Source organism: Trinickia sp. (assembly GCF_051954495.1).
GTDB lineage: Bacteria > Pseudomonadota > Gammaproteobacteria > Burkholderiales > Burkholderiaceae > Trinickia.
The window spans coordinates 1-10,748 of sequence record NZ_JBQCHR010000009.1; the positions used below are offsets into that span (position 1 = coordinate 1).

13 protein-coding genes are annotated in these 10,748 nt (G+C 62.7%); 7 read left to right on the forward strand and 6 right to left on the reverse strand.

Features of this window, described 5'->3' with window-relative positions:
- Nucleotides 1–771, forward strand: a 771-nt coding sequence (prpF, locus tag ACTHNR_RS00435) for a 2-methylaconitate cis-trans isomerase PrpF (RefSeq protein WP_440545403.1), incomplete at its 5' end; no start/stop codon positions are given.
- 47 nt (nt 772–818) lie between these two features.
- Here prpF and ACTHNR_RS00440 read toward each other — a convergent pair.
- The gene (locus ACTHNR_RS00440; RefSeq protein WP_440545416.1) at nt 819–1,349 is read right to left on the reverse strand and encodes a hypothetical protein; all 531 of its coding nucleotides are present in this window, start codon (nt 1,347–1,349) and stop codon (nt 819–821) included.
- A gap of 255 nt (nt 1,350–1,604) precedes the next feature.
- Here ACTHNR_RS00440 and ACTHNR_RS00445 point away from each other — a divergent pair, with 255 nt between their 5' ends.
- Nucleotides 1,605–2,033 carry a hypothetical protein gene (locus ACTHNR_RS00445; protein ID WP_440545404.1) on the forward strand — a complete coding sequence of 143 codons (429 nt, stop codon included), beginning with the start codon at nt 1,605–1,607 and terminating at the stop codon, nt 2,031–2,033.
- Nucleotides 2,034–2,126: 93 nt separating this feature from the next.
- On the opposite strand, the gene ACTHNR_RS00450 is transcribed toward ACTHNR_RS00445, so the two are convergent.
- Complete coding sequence (locus tag ACTHNR_RS00450) at nt 2,127–5,318, reverse strand: FAD-binding and (Fe-S)-binding domain-containing protein (RefSeq protein ID WP_440545405.1); 3,192 nt, start codon at nt 5,316–5,318, stop codon at nt 2,127–2,129.
- 174 nt (nt 5,319–5,492) lie between these two features.
- On the opposite strand from ACTHNR_RS00450, the gene ACTHNR_RS00455 reads away from it, so the two are divergent.
- Complete coding sequence (locus ACTHNR_RS00455) at nt 5,493–6,446, forward strand: LysR substrate-binding domain-containing protein (RefSeq protein WP_440545406.1); 954 nt, start codon at nt 5,493–5,495, stop codon at nt 6,444–6,446.
- A gap of 12 nt (nt 6,447–6,458) precedes the next feature.
- On the opposite strand, the gene ACTHNR_RS00460 is transcribed toward ACTHNR_RS00455, so the two are convergent.
- Complete coding sequence (locus ACTHNR_RS00460; protein ID WP_440545407.1) at nt 6,459–6,926, reverse strand: Lrp/AsnC family transcriptional regulator; 468 nt, start codon at nt 6,924–6,926, stop codon at nt 6,459–6,461.
- Between the two features lie 124 nt (nt 6,927–7,050).
- Here ACTHNR_RS00460 and ACTHNR_RS00465 point away from each other — a divergent pair, with 124 nt between their 5' ends.
- Together ACTHNR_RS00465 and ACTHNR_RS00470 are read left to right on the forward strand one after the other, a co-directional pair.
- Nucleotides 7,051–7,686, forward strand: coding sequence for a LysE family translocator (locus ACTHNR_RS00465; RefSeq protein WP_440545408.1), 636 nt, complete (start codon nt 7,051–7,053; stop codon nt 7,684–7,686).
- A gap of 88 nt (nt 7,687–7,774) precedes the next feature.
- Nucleotides 7,775–8,665, forward strand: coding sequence for a DUF72 domain-containing protein (locus ACTHNR_RS00470; RefSeq protein WP_440545409.1), 891 nt, complete (start codon nt 7,775–7,777; stop codon nt 8,663–8,665).
- A gap of 80 nt (nt 8,666–8,745) precedes the next feature.
- On the opposite strand, the gene ACTHNR_RS00475 is transcribed toward ACTHNR_RS00470, so the two are convergent.
- Genes ACTHNR_RS00475 through ACTHNR_RS00485 form a run of 3 tightly spaced genes read right to left on the reverse strand, consistent with a single transcriptional unit; the run spans nt 8,746 to nt 9,526 of the window.
- Nucleotides 8,746–9,045, reverse strand: coding sequence for a type II toxin-antitoxin system RelE/ParE family toxin (locus tag ACTHNR_RS00475; protein ID WP_440545410.1), 300 nt, complete (start codon nt 9,043–9,045; stop codon nt 8,746–8,748).
- Complete coding sequence (locus ACTHNR_RS00480; RefSeq protein WP_440545411.1) at nt 9,035–9,280, reverse strand: type II toxin-antitoxin system ParD family antitoxin; 246 nt, start codon at nt 9,278–9,280, stop codon at nt 9,035–9,037. Before ACTHNR_RS00480 ends, ACTHNR_RS00475 begins: the two co-directional genes overlap by 11 nt.
- 51 nt (nt 9,281–9,331) lie before the next feature.
- Nucleotides 9,332–9,526, reverse strand: a complete 195-nt coding sequence (locus ACTHNR_RS00485) for a YqaE/Pmp3 family membrane protein (protein WP_440545413.1) — start codon at nt 9,524–9,526, stop codon at nt 9,332–9,334.
- 341 nt (nt 9,527–9,867) lie between these two features.
- Here ACTHNR_RS00485 and ACTHNR_RS00490 point away from each other — a divergent pair, with 341 nt between their 5' ends.
- A complete protein-coding gene (locus ACTHNR_RS00490; RefSeq protein ID WP_440545414.1) occupies nt 9,868–10,338 on the forward strand; it encodes a hypothetical protein in 471 nt (156 codons plus the stop codon).
- A complete protein-coding gene (locus ACTHNR_RS00495) occupies nt 10,325–10,618 on the forward strand; it encodes a hypothetical protein (protein WP_440545415.1) in 294 nt (97 codons plus the stop codon). Before ACTHNR_RS00490 ends, ACTHNR_RS00495 begins: the two co-directional genes overlap by 14 nt.
- Nucleotides 10,619–10,748: the final 130 nt, after the last annotated feature.

The window sequence follows — 10,748 nt, forward strand, 5'->3', positions numbered from 1 at the left end:
AAGACGATCGTCGCGCACGTGCCGATGACCGGCGGCGCCGTGCAGGAGACCGGCGACTTCGAACTGGACGGCGTCACGTTTCCCGCCGCCGAAGTCGCGCTCGAATTCATGGACCCCGCGGCCGATGAAGACGGCGCGGGCGGTTCGATGTTTCCGACCGGCAATGTCCTCGACGATCTCGACGTGCCGGGCGTGGGCACGCTGAAGGCGACGATGATCAATGCCGGCATTCCCACCGTCTTCGTCGAAGCGGAAGCGATCGGCTACAAGGGCACGGAGCTGCAAGACGCGATCAACAGCGACGACAAGGCGCTGGCGATGTTCGAGACGATCCGCGCGCACGGCGCGCTGCGCATGGGGCTCATCGAGCGACTCGAAGACATCGCCGGCCGGCAGCATACGCCGAAGGTCGCATTCGTCGCGCGGCCGGCCGACTACGTCGCATCGAGCGGGAAGAGCGTACGCGCGGGCGACGTCGATCTGCTCGTGCGCGCGATGTCGATGGGCAAGCTGCACCATGCGATGATGGGCACGGCGGCCGTCGCGATCGGCACCGCCGCGGCGATTCCGGGCACGCTGGTCAACTTGGCGGCGGGCGGCGGCGAGCGCGAAGCGGTTCGCTTCGGCCATCCGTCGGGCACGCTGCGCGTGGGCGCGCAAGCCGCGCTCGTCGACGGGCAATGGGTCGTCAAGAAGGCCATCATGAGCCGCAGCGCGCGCGTGCTGATGGAGGGATGGGTGCGCGTACCGGGCGAGTTCGCCGGGTCATGATGCGTCTTGATGGGTCTTGATGCGGCCTAAAACGCCCCTAATCCTCTCTAATGCCCCCGTATGACATCGGAACGTGAAGTCGTATAAACCACGCCCGATGCATCGAAATGGACGTTGAAGAAGGCGTCGCCCGAGGGCCCGCCTTCTTGCCATTTCCAGCTCCAAACGGTCTCGGGCTTGAGCCGGTACACCGCTATCTCCCCAGGCTTGCCGAGCAGCCGCCTCACTTCGTCCTCCGTCATGCCGATGCGCACCTTCGCGAAATTCGCGGCGGTCAGCACTTGCGTGACGGCGGTAAGCTTTCCGCGCGAATCGATATCGACCATATAGGTGGTCGTCCCTTGCGGGCCCCGCGGATACTCGAACCGCTTCGAGCCGTCTTCGAACATGCGCTCCGTTTCCGGCTTTCCCATTTGGTCGCGAATCTCGGCTTCGGTCGTGACGCCGGGGGTCAGCCCTCGCAGCAACAGCGAGTCCGGCTTGATCGCGTTGAGAAAGGCTTTCAGTTTTCCCATGACTTGCTCGCCCTGTTGATCGTCACAGCCGCCGAGCACGAGCGTCGCGCTCGCGCAAATCATCGTCAGTAGTGTGAACGGCTTCTTCAATTTGCTTGAACTCATTTGAGCGATAGGCTGCGTCGAACCGACGAGCGACGCCAAAGCATAGCGCATGTCGCGCGACACATCCTTTATTGCCGGCGCCGCGCCGCCATGGTCAAAGCGTTTCGTCACAGCGCTTACGTTTTGTCACCAGAGCGCCGTCAACTCGTGTCCACGCCCCTACGTTAAACCGGCAGCGCTGAACTTTCTCAGCCGCCCCAATAGGAGTCACATATGAAGACGATGTTCGCTGCTCTCGCTTCCGCCCTGCTCGTTTCGACGGCCTTCGCACAGACTGCCGCGCCGACGCCGTCGACCAACGCCGCCGCATCCGCTCAAACGCCGGCCGGCCAAGCCAACCTGAAAGCCGATACGCAAACGCAAGCCGGCGCCATGAAATCCGACACGGCGACGAACGAAGCCGGCGCCGCGCAAGAGAAGGCGACGACCGAAGGCAAGACCACGAAGAAGAGCGCCACGCACGTCAAGAAGACGCACGCGCACAAAATCAGCAAGAAGAAGGAAAAGGCCGCCAGCGTCGAACAAGCGCCGGCCAGCGCCAAGGCCGATGTGAAGGCCGATACGAAGGCTGACGCCAAGGCCGATACGAAGAGCGATCTCAACGCCAGCAGCAAGACCGACACGGCGACGAAGACGCAATAACGGCGCCCGCCTTCGGCATAGACCAGCACGCGGCTCATAGCGCTGGACATGCCGCTTGGGGCGAGCCTGCGGGCTCGCCCGTTTTTGCTTGCGTCAATCGCCGCGACGATAGCGTTCAAGCAATGCCTCGAGCGGATGCCGAAGCCGGCGCCCTCGGAGTCTTTCCACTTGGCATCGGCACGAATAGCCTGTGGCCAGCAATTCCGCTCGCGCGGGATTCGGCTCGGTCGCGCCGACGCTGCTGCTCGGCTCGACCCAATCGTCGACATGACGCGCCCACGATTGCTCGAAGATCGCCTTCGAGGTTTCGACGTTGCGCGCTTCGTGCCCATAGGTGCCGGACATCCCGCAGCATCCGCTCGCGGGCGTCGTCAACGACAACCCAGCACGCTCGAATACGTCGCGCCACAGCGCCGCCGCCGCGGGTTCGTTCGTCCGCTCCGTGCAATGCGGCAGCATGCGAAAGGAAGTCGGAACGGATGGGCCGCCTTGATTGGACGATGCGATTGAAGTGTTACACGCGCCCGATGCCTCCGATGCCTCCGATGCCTCCGATGCCTTCAATGCCTTCAATGCCTTCAATGCGCTAGCCTCCTTCTCAGCCATCGCATCGATCAACCATTCCTGGGGCAGGAGCACACGCGGACATTCGCCTACGCCGCCGACCTTTCGATACTCCTGTCGATACACGAGCGTCATCGCCGGGTCGATCCCAACGAGCGGGATACCGAAACGCGCGAGCGCGGCGAGTTGGCCCGCGTTTTTCAGGGCGGCGCGCTCGAACGCGCGTAAAAAACCCTGCACCTGCAGCGGTTTGCCGTTGGGCCGATACGGCGCGACGAACACACGGTAGCCGAGCCGGGCTGCCAACTCGACGAACGCCGCGGCAACCGGGGTTTCGAAGTACCGCGTGAAAGCATCTTGCACGACGATGACGCTGCGCACGCGCTCGGCTTCGCCAAGCACAGCCAAGCGCGATGCCGTTGCGGGTTCGACCGCCCATCGATCCACCACGGCGCGCCATGATGCGCCGCTATGCATCGACGGGCTATCCACGATGCCGGCCACTCGGCGCAGGATCGACTTGACCGGGCTCGTTCGCATCACTGCGTTATAGACATTCGGCAACCCCGGCACGCGCGCGATGTAAGGCACGCTGTATTCGAGCGATCCGATCAGGTAGTCGCGCGGCGAGCGCGCATAACGCGTGTGGTAGTACGCGAGAAACCGCGAGCGAAACTCCGGCACGTTCACCTTGACGGGGCATTGCGCCGCACACGATTTGCATGCAAGGCATCCCGCCATCGCGTCATAGACCTCGTGCGAGAAATCGCCCTCGCCGCGATGTTTGCGCCAGCTGTTGACGAGCCGAATCGGCCATGCCGCAGGCATCGGCGCCGCAGCCACGTCGGCACCCGCTTGCCCTTGCAGCCGCAGCCATTCGCGCATCAGCGAGGCGCGGCCTTTCGGAGAATGCACGCGTTTGCGCGTCGCCTTCCACGACGGACACATCGCATCGTCGGGATCGAAGTTGTAGCAGGCGCCGTTGCCGTTGCAGTGGACGGCGTCGCCGTTGCGCTGCCACACGCGCTCGTCGATGCGTCTATCCGCTTCGCCCCGCAACGGCACCGCATCGATCCGCAGCAGCGATGCGCCGCTTTCGGCCGGCGTGGCGATCTTGCCCGGATTGAGCTGATTGTACGGATCGAACGCGGCCTTCAATCGTTGCAACGCGGGGTAGAGCGGCCCGAAGTACTCGGGCACGTATTCCGAGCGCACGCCCTTTCCATGCTCGCCCCACAGCAAGCCGCCGTATTTCATCGTCAGCGCCGCCACGGCATCGGAGATAGGCCGGATCAACGCAGCCTGCTTCGGATCGCGCATATCGAGCGCGGGCCGGACATGCAACACGCCCGCATCGACATGGCCGAACATGCCGTAGCGCAAACCCAATCCGTCCAGCAACGCTCGAAATTCGGCGATGTAGTCGGCCAGGTTTTCGGGAGGCACGGCGGTATCCTCGACGAACGGTTGCGGGCGGCTCGCGCCGCTCACGTTGCCGAGCAACCCTACCGCGCGCTTTCGCATGGCGTAGACCCGGTTGATCGCCGCTTCACCGTCGGCCACGGTGACGCCTAGACGGCGCACGGTCGTATCCGTGCGCAGATGTTCGACGAATGCGGCGACTCGCGCTCGCACCGCCTCCGCGTCGGCGCCGCTGAATTCGACCAAGTTGATGCCGCCCGCCTCGCCCGCCGCACCATCGTCATCGGGGAAGTACTCGGCCACATTGCGCCAGACGATATCTTTCTTCGCCAGGGCGAGCACCGTCGAATCCACCGTTTCGATCGACAGCGGCCGATGCGCCATCAGCGCCCGTGCGTCGCGCAGCGCGTCCATGAAGCCGCCATAGCGAACGTTGACGAGCGCCGCATGCGCGGGAATAGGCAAGACGTTCAGCGTGGCCTCGACCACGAAGCCGAGCGTGCCCTCCGAACCGCACAGTACGCTGTTGATGTCGAAACGTCCGTCTGCATCGCGCAGATGGGCGAGATCGTAGCCCGTCAAGCAACGATTCAACGCCGGAAACCGCTCCCGAATCAACTCGGCTTCTTGCTCGCTGATCCGCCGCGCGGCGCGATAGACCCGGCCGACGTGGTCAGCACGGTCGCACAGCGTGTTCAGCTCGGTCTCGTCCACGGCGACGCTCTCGAGCATCGCGCCGCCGATCAGAACCGTATCGAGCGCCAGGACATGATCGCGCGTCTTGCCGTAGGTGCAGCTGCCTTGGCCGCTCGCATCGGTGCTGATCATGCCGCCGATCGTCGCCCTATTGGACGTCGAAAGCTCCGGGGCGAAGAACAAGCCGTGCTGCGCAAGTGCCGCGTTCAGCTGATCCTTCACGACGCCGGCCTCTACGCGCACCGTTCGCGACCGAGGATCGATGTCGAGGATGCGGTTCATATGGCGGGACAAATCGACGACGATGCCGTCGGTCAACGATTGCCCGTTCGTGCCCGTGCCGCCGCCGCGCGCGGCGACCACCACCGTGCGGAACGCCGCCTCGCCGAGCAGCGCGGCGATACGCTGCACGTCGCGCGCGTGCCGAGGGAACAGCGCGGCTTTAGGGTATCGCAGATAAATGGAGTTGTCGGTGGCCAGGACAGTGCGCAGCGCCTGGCTGCTGTCGATATCGCCCTCGAAGCCGGATGAGCGCAGCGCGTCTAGGAATCGTGCATTGACGTCGTCTAACTCATCATCGAGCGGAAGCGGGGAAATCGCCATGGTTGTTCAGTTTCGCCGAGCGCACTCGGCTTGGATTGGACGGTGCTCGGAAACATGTAGACTTTGCATGAATCCCGCAGCGGTGAGCTTGCCTTTTCTCACGCCCTAGCCATCATAGACGTACCTTTTATTTGCTCAAACGGAAGTTCTTTGGGATGTTCATGAGGTTTATGAATGAATTATCGAAAACTCACCCCCTCGATGTCCTTGCTGTTGGCATTCGAAGCTTCCGCGCGGCATGAGAGCTTCACGCGTGCGGCCGAGGAATTGTCGTTGACACAAAGCGCGGTCAGCCGGCAGGTGCAGACCCTTGAAGCGATGCTCGGCATCGCATTGTTCGAGCGCGAAGGCAAGCGGATCCTGACGACCGATGCGGGCCGCGCATACATGATCGAAATCGGCGCGGCGCTGACGCAAATCCGGAACGCGACGCTGCAGGCCTTGTCTTCCGAAAGCTCCCGCAGGCGTCTTCGCGTGGCGACCTTGCCCACGTTCGGCGCGAAATGGCTGCTGCCGAGGCTGCATCGGCTTTATCGCGCCCATCCGGATCTGCAGATCGATCTGCACTCGAGGATCGAGGAAGTCGACTTCGCGGCGCAACCGCTCGACGCAGCCATCACGGTGGGGGATGGGCGTTGGCCGAACGTGATCGCACATCGCCTCTATGCCGAGGAGTTGATTCTGATCGCAAGCCCGGCGGCGTTGCCTTCCGGGCGCAGGCCGCGGGGAGGCGGAAAGCGCCTATCGACCGCGCGTAACGAGCATTCGGTGCGCCCGACCGTCGACATGCTCAAAGGCCTGACATTGCTCCGAGTCAGCAGCTTTCCCGACGCGTGGCGCGAATGGTGCGCGCATTTCGGCTTGCCGCACGATGCGCTCAAACTCGGCCCCAGCTTCGAGCTGACCTCGCACCTGATTCAAGCCGTCATCGCCGAGATCGGCGTCGGGCTCGTGCCGCGCATGCTCGTCGAAGACGAATTGAGCGATGGCCGGCTGCGCAGCCCGTTCGATCCGGTTGCGAGCTCGCGTTCCTACTATTTCACGTATCCGGAGCGCGTGCGGCGCCATCCCGCGCTCGAGGCATTTCGGGAATGGCTACTGCGCGAGCAAACCACGCCGGCTCGATAAGGATGCGCGTCCTTAGCGCCTGACCTTCGACGTTTTCGCTTCCACGGGCGGCCGCTCCAAAGGACGCGACGGCAGCGGCGTCGACATGATGATCGACGTGCGCGTCTCGCCGTATAGGTTGATGCGGCCGATCAACCGTTCCAAGTCGGCCATGCTCACCGCCGCCAGCCGCATGATGTACGAATCGGCCCCGGTCACGTGGTGGCACTCGAGCACTTCGGGAATGGCTTCGAGCACCTTCAGGAACTTCGCTTTGGCAGGCTGCGGTACCGTGATCGCGATCAGCGAGGTGACGCCATACCCCGCCGCCACCGGATCCACGCGGGCCACATAGCCTTCGATGACGCCCGTCTCTTCAAGACGCTTCACTCGCTCGGTGACGGCAGGCACAGACAAACCGACCTGACGGGCGAGTTCGGTGTAGGTCATGCGGCCGTCGCGCTGCAAATGCGCCAATACGTTCCAGTCCAAGTCATCCATAGCGGTTGCATTTTTTAAGGTGGAAGCGCCATTCTCCCTTAAAAACCGACTTCTTGAGCGCGCTTCGATCGCCTACGATCCTTATTCATCCGCACCGTCGGCGAATCTCTTGGGGGAAGTGCGAATGCTGTTCATCAAATCCTTGGCGATCGGTTTTTCCATCGCGGCGCCCGTGGGCCCCATCGGCATGTTGTGCATTCAGCGCAGCTTGAGCCGCGGCTTCCGCTCGGGCCTCGCAACGGGCATGGGCGCCGCGTGCGCCGATATGATCTACGGGTTGCTCGGCGCGCTCGGCATCGCCGGAATCGCGGCGACGGTGCCGGCGCTCGGTATCGTCCTGAAAATCGGCGGCGGGGCCTTTCTCGTGTGGCTGGCGTGGGCCATCGCGCGCGAGTCCAAAGGCGCGGCGCCGACCGCCGCATCGGCGGGGCCGCGCACCTCGGTGTCGCGCGATTTCGTGACGACGTTCGGGCTGACGCTCTCGAACCCGATGACGATCATTTCGTTCATCGGCATCTTCGCAGCGCTCGGCCCGTCGACGGCCGCGCAGGCAGGCGCGGGATGGGCGACGGTGCTGCCCATGGTGGCCGGCGTGTTCGCCGGGTCCGCCGCCTGGTGGCTCTGCTTGAGCGGCGCGACGGCGGCGCTCGGCAAGAAGATTCCACTTTCCTACGTCCACGGTATCGCCCGGGCGTCGGCGCTCGTCATCGGCGTGTTCGGCGCGGTTCAATTCGTCTCGGGAGTGCGCGGCTTGATCTGAGCGCCCCGGGGGCTTACGTGCGCCGCGGGCATCGGCTTGTCCGCTCCATGGCAAAATGGCCTTCGCGTGGACTTCACCGGAGCTCGCCATGACGATTCTCGTGGGTACGGCATCGTGGACGGATAAGACGCTCATCGAATCGCACGCGTTTTATCCGCCGAACTGCAACAGCGCCGAGGCGCGACTGCGCTATTACGCCGGCATCTTCCCGCTCGTCGAAGTCGATTCCTCCTACTACGGCATGCCGAGCGCGAGCAACAGCGCGCTGTGGGCCGAGCGGACACCGCCCGGTTTCGTCTTCGACGTGAAGGCCTTTCGGCTTTTCACGGGGCACCAGACCGAGCCGAAGTGCTTGCCGAAGGACATTCAGGCGGAACTACCGAAGACCGATAAGAAGAACCTCTACTACAAGGACGTTCCCGCTGCTCTGCTCGAGGTGCTATGGGCCCGGTTCTTCGCCGCGCTGGAGCCGCTGCGCGCGGCCGGCAAGCTGGGCGCCGTGCTGTTTCAGTTTCCGCATTGGGTGACCGCTACGCCGAAATCCATTGCTCACGTCGAGCATTGCGCCGAGCGCGCGCGGCCGCTGTCGACCGCTTTCGAATTTCGGCACGAGAGCTGGTTCAACGAAAAGTATCGAGAGTCGACGCTGCAGATGGAGCGCGAACACGGCATCGTCCATGTGATCGTCGATGCACCCAGCGATGTGAAAAATCGCGTGCATTCGCTATGGGAGGCGACATCGCCCGATCTCGCGATCGTTCGACTTCATGGCCGCAACGCGCAGACTTGGAGCGGCGCGGAATCGGCCGCCGAGCGGTTCAACTATGACTACGGCGATGAGGAACTGGAAGAACTCGTTTCGCCGATACGAGACATCGCGAGCCGCGTGGCGCACACGCACGTTCTGTTCAACAACTGCTACCGCGATGTCGCGCAGCGGAACGCGATCAGTTTGATGGGGATGGTTGCGGGGCAATAGGGGTGGTTCGGTCGCTTCCAGGTATTCGGGCGATTTAGAGGACGTTCATTTAAGTCGCTATTCGCCTGCGAGTGCAACGCTCACAGGTGGCGGTCCACATCCATTCGTTGATGCAACACTCGGCTGACGTCGAGCGTCGTTTCGGTCTCGCGATAGAACACAATGTGCGACCCCACGGCGTACTGCCGATACCCGTCTCGCACGGCGCAAGCACGACCGGCCTTACCGCCCCGAGCCAGCGCCTCCATCGTGGAAACGAGATCGCGGTGGTAGCTGTCAGCCTGGTCGATGGACCAGTGTTCAAAGGTGTAGCGCCAGATATCTTCGAGGTCGGATTCGGCGAGCGGCGTCAGGCGGAGCTGGAGCCCCCTAGCCGCCATGCGTCACCCGCATCCGCTTCAGAAACGCCTCGCTGTCGAACGGCGCGGGTGCGCCGGATGCCTCGCCGGCCTTCAAAGCTTCCTGCAGCGCCCGCACCTGGGCTTCATGCGATTCGAGCAGACGTAAGCCGGCGCGCACAACATCGCTGACCGAACCATAACGTCCGGAGCCAACCTGCGCGTCGACAAAATCGGCGAAGTGCTCGCCGAGAGAAACGGATGTGTTGCGGGCCATCTAGCCACCTCCTCTGCAGTGGTTCCAATATATACCAAATTTTGGTATATGTCAGCCGCGGCTCGCGAGGGCGCGCTCGATCTTCTTGTCCGTCTTGTACTGGCTCAGGGCATAGACCGACCAAATTGCAGCAGGAATCCAGCCAATCAACGTGATCTGGAGAATCAGGCAGATAACTCCCGCGAACGGCCGACCGATCGTAAAGAACTGGAACCAAGGCACGATCAGGGCAAGTAAAAGACGCATATGGACCTCGTGTGGTTTGACGTTGTTGTCGATGCCGCAACCCGCAGGGAGGGAAGGCGTATCGCGCCGAAATTTTACCTCCTTTAGCTGCGACGGATTCTTCTACCCGCAAAACCCTGTCGTTCCCACAGTCCGAAAAAGTCACGTTCGCGCTCCCAAAACACCGCGGAGGTGATTCAATGCGAGCAGTCGCGCGGGCGCTGCCTTCAGTGATAGGCTCTCCTGCGATCTGTGCGCCATGACCGCACGCCTCTTCAGCCATGAATGGATCTATGCGAATCGCATCGCCCCCGAACAGCGGAGCTACGCTACACAGTCCATCGCGGCGTCAAGGACTAACCGTGGATGAATCGATAAACGAAGAAGGCTTCGCGCCTGCGAGCCAATACGTGCAACGCGTCGCCACCTTTTTGGACGTAGCCACCGGCTGGTGCAGACGACAAGGTCTGTCGGTGGAGCACAGTGTCGTAGCGCTCAGAGAAGAAAAAATCCCTGAATACCAGGCGCCAAGCCTTCGTATATCGAAGGACGGCGTCGTCCTGGCCAACATCGTACCCGCGGGATCGCGGGTGATAGGCGCGCAGGGCAGACTTGATGTCATTGGTCGAATTACACGACATGCGTTGCTCTTCTATGGTCCCGGCGACTCCGCGTCCGATGCGTCGCCCCTCGGCGGCAGCGCACCCGCACGGACGCGCCTTAAAGTCGAGGGCTGGTGCTGGATAGAAGCACGAATCCGGCCGGCCAAGCGCGTCGACGAAGGTCTGTTCCTTGATCTACTCACGGATGTGTCCGACTATGACTTCACTTAATCCACTGGATCCTGCTTACAAAGCGTTTTCCGTGGCGAGCGATTGTTTCACAGTTACTACCCATACGATCGAACGCCAGCACAAGGAACTCATCCGCCGGACACAGTTCATCGGAACGACACCGGCGGAAGCGAATGCCACCGTCGCCGACGCCGCAAAGCAGGCAGCCGACTTGGCTATATTGGCGCTGTTTGCAACGTTTGAGCGATTCGTGATCGAGCATCTGCAAGCCGCGAATCGACTATTGGCGGCAGGGTATCCGCAGCGCTATTCATCGTAGATCTAACTCCGGTTTGAAACCCCGCCCTTCAGGGCGGTGAGCTGGGACCCCGGCCTGAAGGCCGGGGTTTCAGCGATTCTTTGGGAGGGGTGCAAACCCCTTCCAAAAGTGTTCAGCCAAACCGGCCTGA